Genomic DNA, 23,652 nt, shown 5'->3' with positions numbered 1-23,652 from the left:
GAATTTCAAAGTTACAAAAGTTTCAGATTGATTTCAATAATGTCATTCCAATACCACATTCCAAGCATCTGCTCTTATTACAATATTCATTTTTGAGCTGTAATAAGGATTGCGAGTCAAAAGCGTGTTTTGAAATAATCCCAAAAGAATCAAACTTTTCGATGACTGCATTTTGCTCAGGAGCTACCTGTTGCAATAGTTCAATCAGATGTTCTGCAATCTCTTTCCCTTGGCTTTGTGCATAAGCGAATTGAATCGGTATAATGGTGTTAATAATAAGGAGATCAATAAATGATTTTGAAAGTATTTTAATTTTTTTCGGACTGTTCCGGTCGAACTGATAATGCGTCTCCCAATAAGGGGAAGCAGAAACAGTGAACAGCTTATACATGTCTTTTATTGAATGCGCTGCTATCATTTTTGAAAATAATTGTCGCTGCTGATGGTATAGGTTGGCTAATTGGGATAACCGGATCGTCGGGAAATTATCAGGGCGGTGCTTGAAAAACTGCACTGGTGTAATATGCCATTTTTCAATCTGGTACACATGCTGCAGATACGAATACCGGAATTGCAGATCTTTATAATACGCATCCTCTTTCTCGGCTGCAAGTAAACCTGTAGTGCCCAAAAGAAGGCTTTCTAAATTTTCAACTTCAAAACTTTCCTTTCTGATAATTGAAAAGGGAACTGACTGCGCGCTGTTAAGGAACGCTTCCCCATTGGTATTCAATCCGAAGTTTTTCGCCAAAAGACAAAACAACACCGCTTCCCAATCCTGTTTGGTGCTTTCCAATAAGTCCTGTATCGGTTTTGATTTTCGTTCCAATCTTTCAAAAAACAATCGTTCCTGCCAATTGGTGAAATGAAAAGCATCAATAGTGGCGATTTGTTTTTCGCAGAAAATCCAGGATTTTGGAGTAAGTAATGAATGATAATTGCTTAAAGTATCTTTTGGGACATGATTCTTAAGTTCCAAAACCGGTATTTCAGTGTTATTAATTCTGAAAATTTCCGCATCATGTTCCCAGACCACATGTAGAATAACATTTTCGTAAGCAGCATCTGTTTCGTGATGGTGCAAATACCAATCCGATGATTTGATATGGATTTCTACATTACCTGCCCACTTTTGGTTCCCAATAATAAGTTGGGCATTGAAAAAATCCGGTCCTGCCAATTGAAGATATTGACCACCATCAATGAGTAAAATATCTTCCCCCTGAGCAGTGCGCAAATTTGCGGTATCAAACTTCTTATATTTCCACAGATAGTGGAGGAAATCTTCTTTCATTTTGGCTTAAAAATAATTACTCTGGCGTTTACGAATTACTAAGGTAATACAAAAAGTTTAAAAAGTAACTATTTTCTTACAAAATTATTTCATCAGGTAGAGTTTTGCACAGGCACGTGCATCGGACAAGGCCTCATGATGGTTCAGTGTAATCTGCATCGCCCTGCAGCAATCACTGAGTTTGGTTGGTTTGAGTCCCTTGGCTTTGTAGATTTTTACCGTGCATTCCCAACGATGAGCAATATTTAAATCAGCATATTCCAAATTATGAAGTGCCATGGACTTGGTAAGGACATTCCGGTCGAAGCTTTCATTATGGGCAACGACAATCCGGTTCTGAAGACGTTTTTGAATTTCGGGAAATACCTGCGCAAAGGATTTGGCATTGACCGTATCCCTTGGATATATCCCGTGAACCTGAATGGTAAATGGGGAATACACATTATTGGGCGGTTTTATCAGGCTTACAAATTCATCCACGATCACGCCATTCTCCACTGTTACAATTCCAACGGAACACGGATGAAAGGCTGTTGCGGTTTCAAAATCTATAGCGGTAAAAGTCATTGTGCTGATTTAAGTTAAAAATGCCGCTTTCACCAGAGGACCGGTGTAGCGGCAAATTATGAAGTTATGCTTATTAGTCCTACTTTATAGAACCAATCATATCATATTTAGTGATAATATGGAATTTATGATTTCCTAAATCCACCAAAACGGCCTGATTGTCTTTAGAAAACAATTTGGAAACATCTTCGATTGCAGCAGTAGCCATTACAATTGGATATGGTTTGCCCATAATTTCCCGAATAGGCTTATCAGCAATACTTTTGTCGGTTACATAACTCTGAAACAAATTGGTCTCGTCTATCGAGCCTACAAACCCATTGATATCCACTACCGGAATTTGCGAGATTTTAAATTTGCGCATGCGTTCAATGGCGTGGGACACCAATTCTTCAGTACGAACGATTACTAACGGCTTATCGATATGATCTTTAATAACATCTTCGGCTTTAGTAATATCTTCGTCCAGGAAGCCTCTTTCACGCATCCAGTCGTCGTTAAACATTTTACCCACGTAACGGCTTCCGCTATCATGAAATAACACCACTACGACATCTTCCGGTTTGAAGTGTTCCTTCAGCTGCAATAATCCTTTGATAGCAGAACCGGCTGAATTCCCTACAAAAATCCCTTCTTCCAAAGCAATTTTACGGGTATATACTGCGGCGTCCTTATCTGTAACTTTAGTAAAGCCGTCAATCAAGGAGAAATCAACGTTTTTAGGAAGAATGTCTTCCCCGATTCCTTCGGTACTGTAAGAGTAGATTTCATTTTCATCAAAGATTCCGGTTTCATGGTATTTTTTGAAAACAGATCCATATGTATCCACACCCCAAATCTTAATGTTTGGGTTTTTTTCTTTTAGATATTTTCCAACTCCGGAAATAGTTCCTCCGGTTCCTACCCCAACTACGAAATGAGTAATCTTTCCGTCGGTCTGTTCCCAGATTTCAGGACCGGTCTGCTCGTAATGGGCAATGGAATTCGATGGATTGTCATATTGGTTCACATACCATGAATTAGGCGTTTCTTCCCCTAATTTTTTGGATACTGAATAGTATGAGCGGGGATCGGTTGGTTCAACGTCTGTAGGGCATACAATTACTTTAGCGCCTACGGCACGAAGGATATCTGTTTTTTCTTTGGACTGTTTATCTGAAATCACACAGATTAACTTGTATCCTTTGACAATCGCTACTAAGGCCAGGCCCATACCAGTATTTCCGGAAGTTCCCTCGATGATTGTTCCGCCTGGTTTTAATAATCCGTTGGCTTCCGCATCTTCAATCATCTTTACAGCCATACGGTCCTTAACGGAGTTTCCGGGATTAAAAGTTTCCACTTTGGCCAAAACCAGGGCATCCACTTCTTTGGTGACTTTATTTAACTTCACTAAAGGTGTGTTACCGATAGTTTCTAATATATTTTCTGCGTATTTCATTTTGAGTTTCTATGTTTAAAAATGCAAATATAATTGTTTTATTCAAAATAGCCTTATGTCCGGGATTGCGTTCGTGATGGCAGCGGCATCCTTTGCTTGCTTTCTTTAAGCAAGTAAAGATATAGCGGAGAGCGCGTTAAAACGCCCAGATTCACATCTTCGCAATGACTATGCTTTTATCTTAAAAATGATTATTGAAAGAAATTCCATATCAGGCCGAAACGGACCATAAAATCCCGGTAAGGATAATTGGGCGCTGAATAAAAATCATTTCCAGTCCAGGCAGAATTAAAATGCTCAGCCTTGAGGTAAATGCGGGTTTGACGGACACGGGCGTTGATAAAGAAATCCACGGTTGGGAATGCACCGATTTTCTTTTGCTGCTGGATAAAAAATTCTCCTATTATCGGATTGTAATCGTTGGCATAATATTTAGTGAAATAATTCAATATAATTCCGGTCTGTAAATACATCGCTCTTTTGAACACGTGATCTGAATAGTACAACGTATTTCGGGTAACGATTTGCGGCACATTCAGGATGTTGTCCGGCTGATCGGTTTTTTGATACAGGATGGTATTGTCAAGTGCAAATTTCCGGAATTTGAATTCCTTGCTGACCTTCAATGAAAGATAATTAATGGTCTTGTCATATTGCTTTGGCGAGACCAACTGCTCTTTCCCAATGCCATCGTTACTGAAATACAGATGATCGTTTAATGTCGTAAGCTGAACCGATGCGCTTGCATATTGCGTCAGGACTTCGGCCTTGATGTTGTTTACTTTTTCGTTTTTAAAATCGTGATACCAGTTGTAGCTGATATAACTGCTTTGATGCAAATTATAAATATGATCCGGCAGTTTATTGATGTTCTGATATTGGAAACTCAGACTGTTTTTGTCGTTAAACTTGTAATTCAACCGGGCGTCAAGATTGGACAAATCCTGATCAGAAATCGATTTAGAATACAGGAATTTCCCATTCCATTTGTTTTTAATGTATTCGTACTGGCCACCAACGCTGTTAATCCTGTCATTTAATCGATTCGGAATAGTTGGGGCAGCAGATAGATAAAGCGTTGAGTTGTAATAGTAGTCATACATGAAGTCGTCTACAAAAAAGAGAAATTTGCCGAGAGTCCTATTTTCATAAGCCACACCAATTCGGTTGTACATTTTATCATAGCGGGTCTGATCATTGATATTGCTGCCAACGTAGGTTTTCCCGAATCTGTTAAATACAATAGTTGGTTCCGAAACGCTCGAAGAAATAATGGTCGTGGCTATGGTTGGTTGGTTGAATTCAAAAAATTTATGTTCGTAATTGAACTGGTGGGTCAGGTATAGGTTGTTACTGCCTTTCTTACCATTGATTTGGAAACTGTGATCAATAAAAGTCCGGTTTCCACGCAGGAAAGATTTGGCATCTTTGAAATAGACATTCAATCGAGCGCGGTTTTTATAAGTGCCATCCCCACTCTCAAAATCTTCGGTTGTAGTGATTCCGCCATTTTCCCCATTGAGTATATCCTGCGCGGTGAAATGGGCATTTACAAAATATCTCTTATTTAAGGTGTTGTAACTGGTGGTAAATCTAAAATTTCCCGTACTGGACAATTGATTGATATACTTCCCTAAGGAGCGAAGTCCTTTATAGGCAATCGAAAAATTAAAACGGGCCGAAGTATTCAAAGTAATAAATGCATCCAGGTTCTGTCCCTGTTCCATTACGGTCTTGAAGTACAATTCGGTTAACGGAGTCGCTACCGAATAGTATTTAACCTGACTGGCTTCCAAAAAATTGAAATGTTTGGCTTTGAAGCCGAATTCCGGGTATGGGGAGAATTGTGTCAGACTGTATTGAAGGGTATTGTAGGTCTGTCCCTCGTTAGCAAATGGCAACAGTCCGAAATTGTCCTTTCGAAGATAATTATATTCATATTCATCCTGAATGGTTAATGAAGTATCAACATAGGTCGTATCTCGTTCCAGCGAGATAATCCTGTATTGATCGATTGTGGCCTTTGTTTTATCGAGCACAACCTGATTGTTATTTTCCTTAATTTTTTTGGACAATTCTTCCTCCTGAGCGATGGCGGAAAAAGTCAACAGAAATATAAAGAAAGAAAAGAATATTTTCATAATTAAAAAGTAATGTACAAAAATATAGAAATGGATTTAATAATGGGTTTATATAAACTATAAAACTTGAATATTACTAAAAATAAAAACGCCTTGCATAAGCAAGGCGTTTTAGATTTATCAATTAAGAAAAGATTATTTTCTTCTGTTGATGTGACCAGATTTTTTTACCTGTTTTCCAGTAGCAGAAACAATTCCTGCACCATTCTGGATAGTAAATGTACGAACACCGTTAGCATCTGTAGCAATAACCACCGACATCACATAGTTTTCAGTATCTACCGGAGTATTTGAATTAAAGAAGTTAGCAGATTCCTGAGTGTAAACACCATTGATAGAACCAGATCTTGAATAATCTACAGTAATTGGAATATCGAATTGCGCTAATCCCAATAAAGGAAAAGTTAATCCAGCTAAATCCAAACTAGCATTTCCATACAAGTACTCATAGATATCATATCTACCGTCTGCATAATCAGCTAACTTGAAAGTCAATGATTCTGTACAAGCACCAGTTTGAGCACCCGTAGCTCCCGGGTTATTAACAGCAACACCGTTTTCGTCATAAACGATGAAATCGATATCATATTTATCTGCCGTACCGGTTACATTTGGATCACTAACGATATTACATAATGTATTAGAATAACCGTTTACACCAAAAGTTTTATCAAAATGGAAATCCAATACCAATGCATTTGCTACAACATTGTTAATACTAACATCGATAGTTTTAGGTTCAAAAATAACCGCAGTAGTTCTTGTATCTCCAATAGTAACAATCAAATGCTCCAATGCTTCAGCATCAACATCTTCTTTAATTTCAATAAAAGTTGTGAAAGTAGTTACGAAAGGAGGAATCTTAATGGTTTTTTGAAAAGCATTATTTTGGTAAGCCTCTTTAACATCACTGTCAAGTCCATTCGCAGTACTCGATTGCTCTAGCATAATATACACCCTGAATTCTTCTCCAACAGGAGCGCTCAAGGTGAATGTTACAGGGATGATTGCACCCTCATCCACTGTAACTGCTGCATCAGCAGTAATCGTCATTGTCGGCTTATTCAAGTCAACAATTGGGGCAATATCTTCGCCTTGATCACATGATGATACCATCGCTGCGAAAGCAAATAACCCTATAATTTTTGAAAATTTATTTTTCATTTTATTTTTAAATTAAAATTAATTAATTGATTTACGGTATTAATTTTGTGTAAATACTTCTGAATTTTCTTTCTACAGTATTACCAGTAAACCAAATAGAATATTCAATTGTAATCACCCCAGTGTCAGGATTTACTGAACTAGCAGCATATTGTGCAGCACTCTGACGAACTTCGTTAGAATATGCACCACCCAGGTTCTGAGTTTCAACTTTTACTCTACCACAAACTTCTTTGAACGTATAACCAGCATCAGCGGTTCCACCAAGAAGAACAGTATTACCAGAAGATCCAGCAGTCTGACCTAAACCGTAGTAAGGCCCAACATAAGAAGTGTTGTAAATACCCAGGTCAAGTTCATCGAAAACATCTAAATCAAATTTATACTGCGCTCCCGTAGAGAGTCTAGTTGTTACATTTTTATAGTTTCCAGCTAAGTCAGAAGTACAAGTACCTTGCAATATAAGGCTAATTGTACCTTTATTTCCTGAAGCAACAACTGGTGTACCTGATCCATCAACTTCCGTTAACTTCAAAACTAAAACTGAAGGAGCTTGGTCATTCAGATTACCAGATAAAACTCTAATTGGAAGTGAAGCAAATGCACTACCAGCAGGAATTGTGAAAGAGTTCGCAGTATTTACGAATTCAAAATCAACACCTTCAACAGCAGAGACTTTGTTATCCCCAACTCCTGGAACATAGGTCACCTGCTCAAAACTAACTACTACGTCATTAGTAAGAGCCAAACCATTACCACCAACTAATTGAACAGGTACATTATAATCGTAGATTACAGCATCATCTTTCAAGAAGTATCCTGTGCTTTCAGCGAATGGGAACTGCGCCACATACGCTCCGTTTCCGTAGTTCAATTCCTTATCATCCCCTACTGAATCGCAAGATGCAGCAGCAGTGGCAAGCAAAAGAAAAACAAACAATTTTTTAAATGTATTTTTCATAATTTTAAATTATTAATTATTAGTATCCCAGAAAACTAAAGACGTAAATGCATCACTTGAAGTTTGAGCAGGAACATTAGCAGGATTAGTAGCATATTCACTAGAAGGGTAAAGTAAACGTACCGGCGCAACAGCACTTGAAGCATTTGCAGCTACAGGAATATCCGGATACCCAGTTCTTCTGAATTCGATCCAGTTTTCAATACCATTCGTACCCATTAACGCAACCCATTTTTGATAAATAATAGCTTCAATTTTTTGAGGTAAAGTACCCCCAGCCGGATATGCTTTATCATTTGCTAAATAGGAGGCAGCTGAACCAGCACCCAATTCGTCAAATGAAGCCTGAACAGCAGCATTGTACAATCCTTCAGCATCACCAGCAATAAAACCTCTGGCAACAGCTTCAGCTTGCAACAACAAGCTTTCAGCTTTCTGCATAATGATTCCGCTTTGTGAAGAACTTTTTAAGATACCCGGTCCTACAGCAGATAGCGTGTTTGAGAACGGTCCGAATTGGTCATTTTGAGCAATTCCAACAACAGTAGTACCTGTTGCTCCAACTTTAGCAAAAATTCTTAGTTTTCTTCCATCGTTAGATTGGTTCAATTTAAGAGCAGCATAATCTGTAGCTCTAGTTGCACCAAAGTTAGGCGCTGGATCTCCAGCTACAGTTTTTCCGAAAGCAGCATAAAGTGGATTTTGCTTGTTGGTATCATTAGTATACCCCGGGTTACAATAAACAGTTTCTGTTAAGAAACCAATACCGTTGTTTACACTAGAATAATCAGTCACTCCAATCTCAGACTGACGCAATAATATTCTTAATTTAAGTGTGTTTGCAAATTTAGACCATGACGTCATGTTTCCCTGCAACATCACATCGTCAGCTCCAGGAGTAAGAACGGTAGCATCAGCAGCTGAAGCAGCGATCATATCTTGAGCAGCAGTTAATTGAACGATCAAATCAGCATAGATAACCTGACCTTCATCATAAGCTGGCGTTGTATTTGCCGCTCTTTGAAAAGCTTCAAAATAAGGTACATCACCATAGATATCCACTAAATACTGAAAGTGGAATGCTTTCATGATTTTAGCGATAGCTCTGTAATTAGCATATTTAGCTTCAGTATTCTTCTCAATAGCATCATAATTATTCAAAGAACGCAAATATGCGTTATTAAAAGACCCTGGTCTGAAACCACTACTGATCAAATATTGCGTTTCGTCAACAAAATACGAGTAATCACCTCCGGCAGCCCATACATAAGACCATAGATTACCTAAGGTATTGTATGAGTTATAATCACCTGACAATATATCAACAGTATACTTTTGAGCAACTGGTAAAGATAATGGCGGTGTAGCTGACGTTGCATTATTTTGACTTGCATTCACATCGAAGAAGTCGTCGCTACAAGATGCCATCGAAAAAACAGCAAAAAGAGCAATACATAATCTATTTAAAATTTTCATATCTAATAAAATTAAAATTTAACATCCATCTTGAAACCATAAGAAGCAGTTGGAGGCAATTGACCTTGCGTTCCAAAACCTGTTACTTGCTGACCTTCATTGGTAAATTCAGGATCCGTATATTTATTTTGAGCTGATCTCAACATCCAGATGTTTCTCGCCACTAAACCAAAAGAAACGCTTTTAATAAAAGTATTTTTCAAATAGTCAGAAGGGAATTCATAATTCAAAGCAACTTCACGCAATTTGAATGTTGTAGCATCTACTACGTAGTTCTCTTTAATTCCGTTGTAAGTAGCACTCCAGAAGTTATAACCACCATCAGAAGTAGTGATATTCGTGTTTTCAGTATAAATACCTGAACCCGGAGCTGTTTCATAAGATGAATTAGGGAATACGAAAGGTTGTCTTCCAGAAGTTGCACTATGTAAAGTAGAACCTGTAAACTCTAAAGCATCCACCATGTCGTTGTAATAAACATGTCCGGTTTTGTAATCCGCCACAGCAGTCAACGTCAATTGTTTGAATCTGATAGAAGAATTGAAACCCATAACTAAATCTGGTGTTGTAGACCCTAAATTTTTCAATTCAGAACTAAGGATTGGGTTACCAGTATTAGCGTCAATAACCACTCTTCCTTCATCGTCTCTGGTATAAGCTGTTCCAAATAAAGATGGGTAAGCAGAACCAACTGCCGCAAAAATACCAACTTCAGTGGTAGCTAAACCAACTTGAAGTCTGTCTTCTCCACCTAATGAAAGAACCTCATTCTCAATTTTAGAAAAGTTCACACCTAACTTCCATTCGAAATCTTTCGATTTCACTACAGAACCGTTAACATCAACTTCAAAACCTTTATTCTCCATTTCTCCAGCATTTTGCTTCAAGAAGTTAATACCAGAAGCCGCAGAAGCTCCTCCAGTCAAAAAGTTGTCAGATGAAATCATGTGGAAATAGTTCACTCCAATATTCAAACGGCTGTTAAACATCCCTAACTCTGTACCAACTTCCCAGCTTTTGTTAGATGAAGGTCTGAAGTTAAGACTTGCAGCTGTTGTAGGAACTGCCAAACCAACAGTATCACCAAATGGGAAACCGCCCGGTGTAGGATACAATTCGTTGATATATCCTGGATCAGGAGTACCCCCAGTACTTGCATAACTACCATTGAATTTCCAGAAGTTAAGCACATCACCTTTCATGCTATCAATAGCATCTGTCATACTTAAAGACGCACCATACGTGAAGAATTCAAATCCATTGTTAGTAAGTGGTAATGCTGAAGATATATCCCAACGGTATGCACCATTCAAAAACAAGAAATCATTAATTCCTAAAGTTAAATCAGCAAAATAACCCACTTGTTTTCTCTCAACAACAGAAGTACCACCTGATAACTCACCTGTTCTTACACTTGGATTGTACAAGTTTGGTACAAATAAATTATCTCCACCGATAGTTATAACATTTTGTCTTTCAGTCTGAACCGCATTCCCTAAAAGCAATGTTGCTTTAAAAGAGTCCGTCAGTTTTCTGTCGAATTTAAAAATCAAATCCGAGTTAAACCTCTTATTCATAACCATCGTTTCATCAACAGAAGCTGACGTATTCGCATCAACTCTTGTAGGAGCTAAAGCCGGATTATAGGTAATAGCGGCTCTTGTATCTTTAGCATATTGGTTCAAGAAAGTTCCAGCCAAACTGTAAGTTGCTGAAATCCAGCTGTTAAAATCATACTCAAACTTAACATTTGTATTCAATCTGCTTACTCTTTTTGTATCTCTAGCAATATCGATTAACATGTAAGGATTCTGATAGTACTCATTGTAGTATCCTTCTGGCTGAGCAAAAGGATTGTTTTGCCAGTCTTTATAACTAGTCAACGGCACTTGAGCTGGTGTATTCAAAATACTCCAGAACAAAGGTCTGTCCTGGTAACCTCCACCTCCAGCGATGTTACTCTTATCCTGGAAAAAAGATACAACTGTTGAGATCTTCATTTTTTCTCCTTTTCTGGAAGCATTCAATCTGAAGTTGTCTTTCGTATACTTATCTTTAGGAGTAATACCTGAGATATCAGCACGTTGTGCAGAGAAAAAGAAAGTTGATTTCTCATCTCCACCACTCATAGAAAGTCCGTTAATAGTTGTAATACCATCAACAAAGAAATCTCTTTTGTTGTTTTTGATTGCAGAATAATTAACTGTCTGGTAAGAACCATCAGCCAAAATAGGACCTAATCTTCTTGGAAGACCATCAAATCTTGGACCCCAGCTCGTGTTTTCATATGGATCGTACAGGTTGTCGACACCAGAACCAAATGTAGTCTGCAATTCAGGGAAATATTTAATTCTTTCCACTGTATAACTTGTATTCATTCCTACTTCTAAACCTGTTCCAATTTTTCCTTGTTTAGTCGTAACAATGATCGCACCGTTAGCTCCTTCTGAACCATAAAGCGCCGTAGACGAAGCTCCTTTCAAAACGTTAGCAGAAACGATATCATTTGGATTCAGGTTATCCAAAGCCGTAGCCGGCTGAACAACACCATCAATAACAATTAACGCAGCATTAGAACCCGTCATGTTTTTGTAACCTCTAAGGATAATAGCCGTTGAAGGATTTACACCATTATTTCTGGTAATAATGTTCAAACCAGAAACTTTACCAGCCAAAGCACTTACCGCGTTAATCGGAGCTGCCTGAACTAATTCTTTTGCTTCAACATTTTTGGTTGCGTAGGCAAGTTCTTTGGTTTTTCTTTTAATACCAAAACTCGTTACAACAACCTCGGTCAAACTTACACCATCCTGCATTTTAACATTCACGGTGTTAGAAGCACCAACTTTAGCGGTAGTTTCTGTCATCCCTACAAAAGAGAAAACTAAAACATCACCCGCATTTGCTTTGATAGAATACTTTCCATCAACATCAGTTTGTACTCCTCTAGTTGTACCTTTAACAACAACATTTGCACCTGGTAATGGTCCCGTAGCATCGGAAACCACACCTGTAACAGTTTTCTCTTGCGCAAACGAAAACTGCATTGATAACGCCAATAATAGCGTAAAAATCCATTTGAACTTTGATCTCATATTAAATTTATTTGAGTTAGTTATTCCGCAAACTTCTTAATAATTTCTTAAATAAACAAATATTACTCCGGAATAATACTATTTATTTATGTTAAAAATAACGCGCAGTAGAAACATTAATAACAGTTTGTTACCTCTTAGATGTAAAAGAATTCAAAAGGTTGCGTTAAAATTTATATTTTTGCAAAAATTTATTTCATGCTTCAGAATCAATACTCTACACACGCTATTGAAGCCGGAACCGATGAAGCCGGCCGCGGCTGTCTTGCCGGTCCGGTAACCGCCGCCGCTGTCATATTGCCTCGTGGCTTTATTAACGAAACGTTAAATGATAGCAAGCAATTATCACAAAAGGTTAGAGATATGTTAAAATGTATAATCGAAGAGCAGGCGGTCTCCTATTCGGTTACTCATTTGGGGCCTTTGGAAATTGATAAGATAAATATCCTCAATGCATCGATAAAAGCCATGCAGGAATCGGTGTTGAAACTGACCCCTACACCTATATATATAATAGTGGACGGCAATCGCTTCAAACCCACTAATGGCATTCCATACAGCTGCATTGTGAAAGGGGACACCAAATTCATGAACATTGCCGCCGCTTCCGTGTTAGCAAAAACTTATCGCGATGCGTATATGGATATTATCCATGAAGAATTTCCGATGTATAACTGGAAACAAAATAAAGGCTACCCAACCAAGGAACATCGCGAAGCCATCCGGAAATATGGCACCACAAAATACCACCGAATGAGTTTTCGGTTATTACCGGAACAGTTAGAATTGGATATTTAAATAAATTCCGCTTCAAACAGGCCTAAAAAGTGTTTTTGAATTTTTTGTTTGACTTCTTCAATATCCACTGAAACTACTCCTAACTCCACATTTAAGGAAGTTACTGCTTTCCCCTTAATGCCACACGGAATAATATTGTCGAAATAACCCAGGTCGGCGTTTACGTTCAATGCGAAACCATGCATAGTTACCCAACGCGAAGCCCGCACTCCTAAAGCACAGATTTTTCTTGCAAATGGAGTGCCAATTCCCAACCATACCCCCGTTTCTCCTTCACTTCTGGAGCAACTCAATCCATATTCTGCCAAAGTCAAAATAATGGCTTCCTCCAGAAAACGCAGATATTTATGAATATCTGTAAAAAAGTTCTCGAGATCTAAAATCGGATACCCTACAATTTGTCCGGGTCCATGATACGTAATATCTCCTCCCCGGTTAATTTTATAAAAAGTGGCTCCTTTTGCTTCCAGTTGTTTTTCTGATAAAAGGAGATTTTCCAAATCACCGCTTTTGCCTAAAGTATAGACATGCGGGTGTTCGACAAATAAAAAATAATTCGGGGTTTCTAAAGTGAGGTTTTCTCTCCTATTCCTGATTTTCAAATCAACGATTTCTTTAAATAACCCTTCCTGGTATTCCCACGTTTCTTTATAATCTTTTAATCCTAAATCTTGGAGTTGGACTTTTTTGTTCATTTTTTAGAAGTAGCAAAGGTTTTGAGGCACAAAGGTACAAAGGTTTAAAATAATTATTGAATAACGGATTTTGTATATGGGAATTTTTAAAATTAAATAGAGAGTCATAATAGTCTTAAAGAAGATCCGATGATGTGTTAGAACAACAAATCATTTAATAATTTTTGATTTTTTACTCGCAACCATCTCTGGTTTCAGTATCACTTTTGTCCATCCTTTGTCGCGGGCATCAAAATGCTTGTAGGCATCAGGGGCCTCGTCCAATGAAAGTTCGTGTGAAATAATCAATGAAGGACTCGCTTTACCAACAGAAATCAATGTAGAAAGCTGGCGGTTATAAGCTTTTACATTTGCCTGTCCCGTTGCTATTCGCTGTCCTTTCATCCAAAATTGACCAAAGTCAAAATCCATGTGTCCTTTTTTCTGTAAAGCTTCTTTTGATTTCGGGTCTTTGGGAACAAAAACCCCGACAACCCCTATAGAACCTGTTGCTTTTACAGCTTGTACGAGTTCGTTCATTGTTATATTAGAATGCTCTGTACCATGTTTATCACAACATTGGTAACCTACACATTCACAGCCTTTATCGGCACCCATGCCTTTTGTAAGTTCCAATACCTGTTCTACAGCTGATCCTTTTGAGAAATCAATAGCAATGGCTCCCAATTTTTCAGCAAGCTTCAACCGGTCCGGATGATTATCGACAACCATAATCTTGCTGGCGCCTTTAATACTTGCGGAATGTGCTGCCATTAGTCCAACTGGACCTGCACCGTAAATAACCACTGAATCACCCGGCTTTACACCTGCCAATTCCGTTGCGTGATACCCCGTAGGGAAAATATCGGACAACATCACATAATCATTTTCCTTTTCAATGGCGTCTTCCGGTAATTTAAGGCAATTAAAATCGCCATGAGGCACCCGCAGGTATTCGGCTTGTCCCCCACTGTACGGTCCCATACCAGCAAAACCATAAGCAGCACCTGCCACTCCCGGATTCATAGTGAGACAAAAACCAGTTAAGCCGCTTTCACAATTTTGACAGTGACCACATCCAATGTTAAAGGGAAGACAAACCATATCCCCTACTTTAATCTGAGTTACGGCTTTCCCAATTTCAATTACCCTGCCCAAATTTTCATGTCCAAATATCCTACCTGACTCCATATCAGTTCTCCCTTCATACATGTGAAGGTCAGATCCGCAAATATTAGTAGTTGTTATTTTAACCAATACATCCGTCGATTGCTCAATTTTGGCATCCGGCATTTCTGTGACCCGTACGTCCCGAGGGCCGAAATAAACAAGTGCTTTCATAATACCATTATTTATATAGTTAATTTATTGTTTTAGATACTCTTCGGTTAAATTTGGAGCAAACCTTGGTATTGCAAATAAATTTTAATAAAAGTTTAAAGTTATATCTATTTTTTTAATTAATTAATTTTCAGACAGTTAATAAACTGTTACAGTTTTGGCCCACTCAAGCCATATTGCAATAAGGTCCTGAAATTCACACAAAAAAATTAATATACAAATGGTCGCGAGTACCAGAGCAGTAAATCTTTTGTCTTATTTAGCAGATTTCTTTTAAAAAATGGGAATTGAAGGAAAAAAATTCACTTGACAAATCCCGAAGTTTTGACTCCTGAAAAAATTATTTTTATCAAAAATTTTTAATGCCAAAACTTCGAGTTTGTGTCTTTGTGACTTTGAAACTTATATAGTATCTTTGCGCTCTTAAAATCAGACTAAAATGGCATTATCCGAACAGGAAATACTTCGTAGAGAAGCACTTCAGGAATTACGTAACTTAGGAATCGAACCATATCCGGCACAAGAATTTGTAACCACTGCTTATACCAGTGAAATCCTGGCGGACTTTGAAAAATTCGATGGTAAGGAAGTAGTTCTTGCCGGAAGAATGATGTCCCGTCGTGTGATGGGCAAGGCATCTTTTGCGGAATTGAAAGATGCTGAAGGGCGGATTCAGGTGTATGTTTCCAGAGATGACATTTCGGATGATGAGGAAAAAACGATGTACAATGTCGTTTTCAAAAAACTATTGGACATTGGGGATTTTATAGGCGTGCGCGGGACTGTTTTCAAAACGCAGGTTGGCGAAATTTCCGTCCATATTTATGGATTGACTGTTTTGGCCAAAGCCCTGAAACCACTTCCAATTGTAAAAACGGATGCCGACGGGAAAATCCACGATGCTTTTTCAGATCCGGAGCAAAGATACCGCCGTCGTTATGTTGATTTGACAGTTAACGATCATGTCAAAGAAACCTTCATCAAAAGAACCAAATTGTTCAATGCAATGCGTAGTTTCTTTAATGACAAAGGTTATTTAGAAGTAGAGACTCCGGTTTTACAACCGATACCGGGTGGCGCGGCAGCACGGCCTTTTATCACGCACCATAATTCTTTGGATATGCCTTTGTATATGCGTATTGCCAATGAGTTGTATTTAAAAAGACTGATTGTAGGCGGTTTTGACGGAGTGTACGAATTCTCAAAAAACTTCAGAAATGAAGGGATGGACAGAACGCACAATCCTGAATTTACTGCCATGGAAATATATGTAGCCTATAAAGACTACAACTGGATGATGAAATTTACCGAAAGTCTTTTAGAGCATTGTGCTTTGGCAGTAAACGGAACTACTGAAGCGACTTTTGGGGAACACCAGGTAAACTTCAAAGCGCCGTATGCCCGGATAACAATGACTGATTCAATCAAACACTTTACCGGTTTTGATATCTCCGGAAAAAGTGAAGCGGAACTGTTTGAAGCAGCGAAATCCATGGGAATTGATGTGGATGCCACAATGGGTAAAGGAAAATTGATTGACGAAATTTTTGGCGCTAAATGCGAAGGGAATTATATCCAGCCAACCTTCATTACCGATTATCCAAAAGAAATGTCGCCTTTATGCAAACAACACCGTGACAATCCGGAATTGACGGAGCGTTTTGAGTTGATGGTTTGCGGAAAAGAAGTCGCAAACGCGTATTCGGAGCTAAACGATCCAATCGATCAAAGAGAACGTTTTGAGCACCAATTATTATTATCTCAAAAAGGTGACGATGAGGCTACAGAATTTATTGATGAGGATTTCTTAAGAGCATTGGAATATGGCATGCCTCCAACTTCCGGTTTAGGTATCGGGATGGACCGTTTAATCATGTACCTGACCAATAATGCTTCTATCCAGGAAGTATTGCTGTTCCCGCAAATGCGTCCGGAGAAAAAACAAACTCAGATTGAATTGTTGGATGAGGAAAAATTAATTGTGGATCTTTTGAAAATAAATGCCAACAAAATGGATCTGGTCGCGTTAAAAACTAAATCTGAATTGAGCGGAAAAAAATGGGACGCTGCTATGAAAGGACTAGCAAAACATTCGTTGGTAAAAATTGCAGTAGAGGGCGAATATAAAACAGTAGAATACATAGGCTAAACGTACTGTTTTCCTGAGTCTTAATATAAAGTCTATTCTCTATAGGGCAGATTTTTGTTTTTGCTCCGCATTAAAAAAACAGATATGTTATTCGCCTTTAAAAATTTAGGTTACTACGAACAAACCGTTTGTTGATTAGTATGAGAAAATGAATATGGATTTGAAAGCCCTTTTTAATGGGTAATACACTACTATATTATAAGTAAGGGAACTCATTGGGTTCCCTTTTCTTATTTAATGCAAAAAACGACGTTGCCCAAAATTTTGTTAACATTAAACCTTTTAGATTTTCAAAAGTCTTATCAACATAACCTTAAAAATTAAGATAATGAAAAAAATAATTGTGGCCGCACTACTAATTGTCGGAATGACAGGTTTTGCACAAGAGAAAAGAAAAATGCATTCAGACAAAGCTGGAATTGAGCAAATGACTCCGGAACAACGAAGCCAACTGCATTTGAAAAAATTGACTTTAGATTTGGATCTGAATGCCTCCCAACAGAAAGAGATGAGCAAACTCCTCGCCGAGCAAAGTGCTAAAAGAGAAGCTGCAATGGCAGAAAGAAAAGCAACTAAAGATGCCTCTAAAAAAATGACATCCGATGAGCGCTTTGCGCGAAAAAACAGAATGCTGGACGAGCAGATAGCGATGAAAGAAAGAGTGAGAAAAATCCTGACTCCGGAGCAGATGAAAAAATGGGAGGAAATGAAAGAGCATAAAGCAGGTTCTATGCGCAAAAGAATGATGCGTAATAAAATGAAAGCACCCAAGCCTGAATAGTTTAACAAAAATTAATTTGCAATTTCACTAAATTGAATTAGATTTGGAATGATTTTAAAACCAGTCCCATGAAAAAAATAGTTACAGTAATTACTCTTTTATTAGCTTTCACAATTTCTGCAAATGCTCAAAGCAACAATGATGCTCAAACAAAAAAGTCAAATTCCCAAGAAGTAGTTATCCTGTCTCCAACAGCTGCAGGTCAGAAAGATGCAAATGCTCTATCGGATTTTTTAGGATTAAATGATACTCAAAGAGAAGATTTCGCAAGACTTTTTGAAATGAAGCACGAAACAATGCAGAATAAGGATTTATCTATAGAACGCAAAAAAGAAATGTCAAGAAATGTGGGTTTGAAAATAGAAGCTTCAATAGACGGAACTCAATTGGCTAAACTTAAAGCAAATACTGCTCTTTACAATCAATTAATAGGCGCGAATAATTAGACTTATCTTCATTTAAACATAAAAAAAAAGCTTTCGTGACACGAAAGCTTTTTTTATTTTATAATGTACTGGAAACCTTATCAATGGCGTCAATAGTAAAATCGAGATCCTCATAAGTCAGCGCATCGGTCAGAAACCAAGTTTCATACGCAGATGGTGCAATATATATTCCTTCCTGCAATAAGCCATGGAAGAACTTTTTGAATTTTTCATTATCTCCCCTAGCCGCGCTTTGAAAATCAGTCACTGGTGTGGCATCAAAGTGCACCGAAATCATTGATCCTACCCTATTAATGGTAAATAGCACATTATTAGCCGTAAGAACTTTTCGTATTCCCGTTTCCAGATATGCCGTTTTTTCTTCGAGTCTTTTAAAAATAGACTCATCCTCATTCAATGCTTTTAACATAGCCAAACCTGCCGCCATCGCTAATGGATTTCCAGATAAAGTTCCGGCTTGGTAAACTGGCCCAAGTGGTGCCAAATAATTCATTATTTCTGCTCTGGCGGCGAAAGCCCCAACAGGCAAACCTCCACCAATAACTTTCCCAAAAGTAACAATATCGGCCTTAATATTAAACAATTCCTGCACACCTCCCTTTGCTAAACGGAAACCTGTCATAACTTCATCAAAGATCAGAAGTATATCATTGTCGGTACACAGTTTTCTTAATCCTTCTAAATAGCCCTTATTTGGAGGAATACAACCCATATTTCCCGCGACGGGTTCTATAATTATCGCTGCAATCTCATTCTGATTCCCTTCTATCAGATCACTGATGTTTTTGAGATCATTGTAACGCGCCAATAAAGTATCTTTCGCTGTTCCTGCAGTTACACCTGGGCTGTTTGGCGTTCCGAATGTAACAGCGCCGCTTCCGGCCTGAATCAGAAATGAGTCCGAATGACCGTGATAACAACCCGCAAACTTAATGATTTTATCTTTTTTGGTATAACCGCGAGCCAAACGAATTGCGCTCATACAGGCTTCAGTCCCTGAATTCACAAAACGTATTTTATCGATATTGGGCACCATTTTCACTGCCAATGCTGCTATTTCCGTTTCGAGAGCAGTTGGCATTCCGAATGACGTCCCTAATTTAGCTTTTTCAATTACCGCATTCACAACAGGCGGATAAGCGTGCCCTAAAATCATTGGCCCCCAGGAGTTGATATAATCTATTAAACGGTTGCCGTCCTCATCATACAAATAAGCACCCTGAGCACTTTTAACAAATATAGGCGTTCCGCCAACGGCTTTAAACGCACGAACGGGAGAATTTACTCCACCGGGAATTACTTTTTCAGCTTCAGCAAACAGCTGACTGCTACGTTGATACAACATGTATAATAGGGGATTTGTGACGTGAAAAATTATTGCACTCTAAGATTCTGACCAATCGAAATCGCATTGTCAGACATATTGTTTTTACGCTTTAATTCCTCTATCGTCAGATTGAATTTTTTTGAAATGGAATACAATGTATCGCCTTGAGCCACCTGATATTCGGCAGCATTAGAAGCCACCAGGTTAATACTTGCCATCGATGTATAATTATGTCCTAACACTTCCGCATCATATTGACCCAATTGATAGCGCTCGATTATCCCAATTAACTTTTCGGGATATTTGGGATCGGTGGCATAACCGGCACTCCGCAGTCCCTTGGCCCATCCTTTATAATCATCCTTGTTTAATTTGAATAGTCCCGCATACCATGGTCTACTGGTTAAGAACAACGCATGATCTTTATAGGATTCCATTGGCTGATCATATTTTCGGAAACATTCCTGGGCGGAATCATCATCATGTTTGATGGTTTTACCGTTCCATTCCTTGTGGCATTTAATACCAAAGTGATTATTCCCTTCAATACTCAAAGGCCCCGTCCCTGCACCAGATTCTAATATACCCTGCGCCAGAATAATACTGGACGGAATTCCATATTGTGTCATATTGCTTTTGGCAACTTCCTTAAATTTATTGATATAAGCCAGTACAATTTCTTTAGTCACTTTAACACGGGTGGTTGCTTCCAAAACTTCTTGCTTAACAATAATTGGCTCTTGTTTCTGCGCCATTACCGGAGGGTTTTCAGGCTCAACTCTAATATGAGGTTTTCTAATAACTTTAGGCTTATTAGCCGTCTCATTAGTTTTGGGCTTTGGTTTGGTAGTTTGTACAACTGGCTTGGCCGTATTGCAACTCACGACAAGCAAAAGGCTGGCGAGAAATAGAATTCTTTTTATCATTGCCAATATATTAATGGTAATTTTTTGCTTTTCAATTTTTGATTCATTCCTTCAATTCCCTGAATTCCTCCAGTATGAATGGCTAAAATTTTTGTCCCTTTCGGAAAATAATCCTTCGCTATTAAATCGAATATTCCGTACATCATTTTCCCTGTATAAACGGGATCCAACGGAATATTATTTTGTTTGTAAAATGTATTTATAAATTCAATTAAATCTGCATTGATTTTCCCATACCCTTCAAAATGATAATCCGTAATTAAATTCATGTTTTCCTTTGTGGAAAATTGACGGATTTCATTCTTCAGAAAATCTCCTTTCAAAGCAGGGAAACCCAATATTTTCTGACTCGGCATGGCACTGTTCATTATACCAGAAATCGTGCCGCCGGTTCCAACTGAAACGCAAATATAATCAAAATCACTATCTTCCGGTGTTAAAATTTCCTCACAGCCTTTAACAGCCAGTGCATTCGAGCCGCCTTCCGGCAAAAGATAAAACGGCCCGAATCGTTGCTCTAAATGATTTAGTAAATCGTTTTGACTTTTTAATTTATATTCTTCCCTTGAAACAAACACCAACTCCATGCCACTTTGCCTCGCAAACAGAAGTGTTGGATTGCCATGGACCTTATCGGCGAGTTCTTCCCCTCGAATGACACCCATGGTTTTAAAACCGTGCTCCTTACCAGCCGCGGCCGTAGCCGCAATGTGATTGGAAAATGCCCCTCCGAAAGTCAGTAATGTTTTCAGTCCTTCTTCTTTAGCCTGAATCAGATTATATTTTAATTTTCGGAATTTATTTCCGGAAACAAAAGGATGAATCAAATCTTCCCTTCTTATATATAAAGAGACATCATCAGTATTAAGTTTAATTTTCTGAGTAAGTATTTTTTCCAAAACATTGAATATAATACAAAGATACGATACAAATTGATTGCGCAGGCGATATCAGCACCTAAGACCCATCACAAAAAAATCCCGATTGTAAAAACAATCGGGATTTTTAAATTTTATCCTTTACAAAGAAAGGAAATATTAATTTTTGATAATGATTTTTTTGCTGATTTCTGAATTGTCTTTAGTAATCAGTTTCACTATATAAATTCCATCACTCAAATTAGCAGTTGAAAATTCATAAGAAGTATTGGACCCCAAAGCTTTTTTACTAAAGATCATTTTTCCGGCCACATCATATAAACCACAGGATGCCAATTCAACCTGCATTGGATTGCTTACCGTTACATTCTTGGTATTGTTATTTTGATACACCACAAAACTTTGATTAACCGCTTCCTCAGTTCCTAAAGGAGCTGCAGCATCTTTGAAAGTTAATTCGAAACGGGTTCTATTATCTTCTGCAGGCAACGTCAAATCAAACATACCATTTTTTATATCATGATACATATCTGTTTCCTTATCGTGGATATACACATTTTGATTAGCATCAAATCCATACAATACATCTACGAGTTTAACTTTAAAGTTAGTAGGTTGCAAACATCTGAATCCTAAAGGTATTCTTTTGTCCTTATCGAATTTTACCACGCTGGCTACATACTCGTCATTATCTACTACATAATAAAATTCCGCATTTTCAGTAGAAGGAGACCTTCCATCCCATCCGTAGTCAAATCCATCAGTAGCACTATTATCAAACGCTAAAGTCGTAGGTCTTACGCCAACGTTATCGAACATAGCATTAATTTTAAGCTGTGGCGCGTAACCCTTTTTAATTTGGGTATAATCAATGTTGGCAACATTTGGAATTTCTGGGAAATATTCAGAATCTGGGTTATCATTTGTACCAGCAACTCTTGCAAATTGGGAAAAAGTAGGCACGCCCTCTTTAACAAATGTTCTAAATGTATTTTTCATTGTTACTGAACCTGCAGCGGAACCTTTAACCATAAATCCTTGTCCAATCGGAGAAAATCTTCTTTCGATTGCAGAACCTGAACTACCTGTCGGAGCAATTATACCTCCCGAGCCGTTATAGCTATTAAAAGCTGCTACTGTATAACCAGCACCTGGTGTGTAAGTCCCATATCCTCCCTGATAAGCATTAATATAGTGCGAATTTACAACAACTTGTTCCCAAAAATAAGCCGTTCCGGTAATCACAGCAGCATTGGAAGGGTCAAGTAAAAATAAGTTAATATCAATTGCACTAGGGTATGGATTTCCAACTAAAGTAAAATTATTCAAGGATACAGCCACACTGATGCTACCATCATTTGGTTTACCCCTGAAATCATAACGTTGTTTGCTTCCGGAATTATTCTGAACCCCATTTACTGTAGTGGCGTTGGTGCCGGACGAACCTTTCATGGTAAATCCTTCTCCAGCATTAACAGTTGTGGCGGCTCCTACTTGTACCCATTGTGAATAGGCATTGGAAGTTACAAACTTCCATATCCAATACTGCGCTATTGTCAAAGGAGACGCAGTACCATCATAGTTATTCCAAGCTGATACGGTTGGATTATTACTCGTCGTTAAACCTGTAACATCTTTAAGCTGAGTAATTCCAAATGGATTGTTGACGGCTGTAGCCGAAGCGGTGTTTCCAACCGGAGAGCACCAATAATTGTATTGATAATTATTTACCGTCCCTTCCTGAAACACAGATAGATTTCCTAGACCTTTATTGGCCCCTGCCGCTGCAGTTCCCTGCAATAACTGGGCATCATTACGAAGATAGAAATTACTGGTGGCTGCATTTAGTTCCATGTCCTGTTTTACAAAAACTACTTCGTTATTTGCAAAAACGTAACTGTTGGGGCTAACATACAATTGAGCACTTGCCTGATTTTGGAATAGAAATCCAGCAGCAAGTAAAAGCGAACCTTTAAGTAGTTTTGACTTCATAGAATACAGGTATAAAGTTTAATTTTAACAAATATAATCGTTTTTTGGTATTAAACAAATGAAACTGCATTTTTTTGTATTTAATTTATTGACAGTCATTCCCTTTGCTAGTAATAAAACGCAAAACAGACAACAAATCGATTTCCCACAATCACCATTTCACTCACCAAAAAAACTACCTACTTCGTATCAATTTCGACT

General features: G+C 38.1%; 18 protein-coding genes. 4 read left to right on the top strand and 14 right to left on the bottom strand.

Going from position 1 to position 23,652, the window contains the following annotated elements:
- Positions 1-22 precede the first annotated feature (22 nt).
- The 8 genes from FNW07_RS11075 to FNW07_RS11040 all read right to left on the bottom strand — a co-directional run bounded on the left by FNW07_RS11075 (position 23) and on the right by FNW07_RS11040 (position 12,139).
- Entirely contained in the window at positions 23-1,294 is a 1,272-nt protein-coding gene (locus FNW07_RS11075; RefSeq protein WP_126744447.1) for a DUF2851 family protein, read from the bottom strand.
- Between the two features lie 84 nt (positions 1,295-1,378).
- On the bottom strand, positions 1,379-1,861 hold the full coding sequence (locus FNW07_RS11070; RefSeq protein ID WP_126744446.1) for a 3'-5' exonuclease: 483 nt from the start codon (positions 1,859-1,861) through the stop codon (positions 1,379-1,381).
- Between the two features lie 79 nt (positions 1,862-1,940).
- Positions 1,941-3,302, bottom strand: a complete 1,362-nt coding sequence (locus FNW07_RS11065; protein ID WP_126744445.1) for a pyridoxal-phosphate dependent enzyme — start codon at positions 3,300-3,302, stop codon at positions 1,941-1,943.
- 191 nt (positions 3,303-3,493) lie between these two features.
- Positions 3,494-5,443: a putative porin gene (locus FNW07_RS11060; protein WP_126744444.1), complete on the bottom strand. Its 1,950-nt coding sequence runs from the start codon at positions 5,441-5,443 to the stop codon at positions 3,494-3,496.
- A 135-nt stretch (positions 5,444-5,578) separates the two neighbouring features.
- The gene (locus FNW07_RS11055) at positions 5,579-6,559 is read right to left on the bottom strand and encodes a hypothetical protein (RefSeq protein ID WP_144265627.1); all 981 of its coding nucleotides are present in this window, start codon (positions 6,557-6,559) and stop codon (positions 5,579-5,581) included.
- Between the two features lie 79 nt (positions 6,560-6,638).
- Positions 6,639-7,568, bottom strand: coding sequence for a hypothetical protein (locus FNW07_RS11050; protein ID WP_144265626.1), 930 nt, complete (start codon positions 7,566-7,568; stop codon positions 6,639-6,641).
- 12 nt (positions 7,569-7,580) lie between these two features.
- Positions 7,581-9,044 (bottom strand): SusD/RagB family nutrient-binding outer membrane lipoprotein, encoded by a 1,464-nt coding sequence (locus FNW07_RS11045; RefSeq protein ID WP_126744441.1) that lies wholly within the window; start codon positions 9,042-9,044, stop codon positions 7,581-7,583.
- A gap of 11 nt (positions 9,045-9,055) precedes the next feature.
- Positions 9,056-12,139: a SusC/RagA family TonB-linked outer membrane protein gene (locus tag FNW07_RS11040; RefSeq protein WP_126744440.1), complete on the bottom strand. Its 3,084-nt coding sequence runs from the start codon at positions 12,137-12,139 to the stop codon at positions 9,056-9,058.
- A gap of 198 nt (positions 12,140-12,337) precedes the next feature.
- Between FNW07_RS11040 and FNW07_RS11035 the strand changes: the two genes are divergently transcribed.
- A complete protein-coding gene (locus FNW07_RS11035) occupies positions 12,338-12,937 on the top strand; it encodes a ribonuclease HII (protein ID WP_126744439.1) in 600 nt (199 codons plus the stop codon).
- Here the strand turns inward: FNW07_RS11035 and lipB are convergent.
- Both lipB and FNW07_RS11025 read right to left on the bottom strand, forming a co-directional pair.
- A complete protein-coding gene (gene lipB, locus FNW07_RS11030; RefSeq protein WP_126744438.1) occupies positions 12,934-13,632 on the bottom strand; it encodes a lipoyl(octanoyl) transferase LipB in 699 nt (232 codons plus the stop codon). The two genes, FNW07_RS11035 and lipB, sit on opposite strands and share 4 nt — an antisense overlap.
- Positions 13,633-13,782: 150 nt before the next feature.
- Positions 13,783-14,952 (bottom strand): glutathione-independent formaldehyde dehydrogenase, encoded by a 1,170-nt coding sequence (locus FNW07_RS11025; protein ID WP_126744437.1) that lies wholly within the window; start codon positions 14,950-14,952, stop codon positions 13,783-13,785.
- A gap of 439 nt (positions 14,953-15,391) precedes the next feature.
- Between FNW07_RS11025 and lysS the strand changes: the two genes are divergently transcribed.
- The 3 genes from lysS to FNW07_RS11010 all read left to right on the top strand — a co-directional run bounded on the left by lysS (position 15,392) and on the right by FNW07_RS11010 (position 18,328).
- Positions 15,392-17,101: a lysine--tRNA ligase gene (lysS, locus tag FNW07_RS11020; RefSeq protein ID WP_126744436.1), complete on the top strand. Its 1,710-nt coding sequence runs from the start codon at positions 15,392-15,394 to the stop codon at positions 17,099-17,101.
- 328 nt (positions 17,102-17,429) lie between these two features.
- On the top strand, positions 17,430-17,882 hold the full coding sequence (locus tag FNW07_RS11015; protein WP_126744435.1) for a hypothetical protein: 453 nt from the start codon (positions 17,430-17,432) through the stop codon (positions 17,880-17,882).
- 68 nt (positions 17,883-17,950) lie between these two features.
- On the top strand, positions 17,951-18,328 hold the full coding sequence (locus FNW07_RS11010; RefSeq protein ID WP_126744434.1) for a hypothetical protein: 378 nt from the start codon (positions 17,951-17,953) through the stop codon (positions 18,326-18,328).
- 58 nt (positions 18,329-18,386) lie between these two features.
- Here FNW07_RS11010 and hemL read toward each other — a convergent pair whose 3' ends face one another.
- The 4 genes from hemL to FNW07_RS10990 all read right to left on the bottom strand — a co-directional run bounded on the left by hemL (position 18,387) and on the right by FNW07_RS10990 (position 23,451).
- A complete protein-coding gene (gene hemL, locus FNW07_RS11005) occupies positions 18,387-19,673 on the bottom strand; it encodes a glutamate-1-semialdehyde 2,1-aminomutase (RefSeq protein ID WP_126744433.1) in 1,287 nt (428 codons plus the stop codon).
- 29 nt (positions 19,674-19,702) lie between these two features.
- Positions 19,703-20,581 carry a glucosaminidase domain-containing protein gene (locus FNW07_RS11000; protein ID WP_126744432.1) on the bottom strand — a complete coding sequence of 293 codons (879 nt, stop codon included), beginning with the start codon at positions 20,579-20,581 and terminating at the stop codon, positions 19,703-19,705.
- On the bottom strand, positions 20,578-21,480 hold the full coding sequence (locus FNW07_RS10995) for a 1-aminocyclopropane-1-carboxylate deaminase/D-cysteine desulfhydrase (RefSeq protein WP_255512756.1): 903 nt from the start codon (positions 21,478-21,480) through the stop codon (positions 20,578-20,580). The genes FNW07_RS11000 and FNW07_RS10995 overlap by 4 nt, the downstream gene beginning before the upstream one ends.
- A 138-nt stretch (positions 21,481-21,618) precedes the next feature.
- Positions 21,619-23,451: a T9SS type A sorting domain-containing protein gene (locus tag FNW07_RS10990; protein ID WP_126744430.1), complete on the bottom strand. Its 1,833-nt coding sequence runs from the start codon at positions 23,449-23,451 to the stop codon at positions 21,619-21,621.
- Between the last annotated feature and the right edge of the window lie 201 nt (positions 23,452-23,652).

The organism is Flavobacterium sp. GT3R68 (assembly GCF_007109225.1).
Classification (GTDB): Bacteria; Bacteroidota; Bacteroidia; order Flavobacteriales; family Flavobacteriaceae; genus Flavobacterium.
The sequence above is the reverse complement of the archived record's forward strand: the minus strand, read 5'-3'. Positions and strand labels throughout refer to the sequence as shown.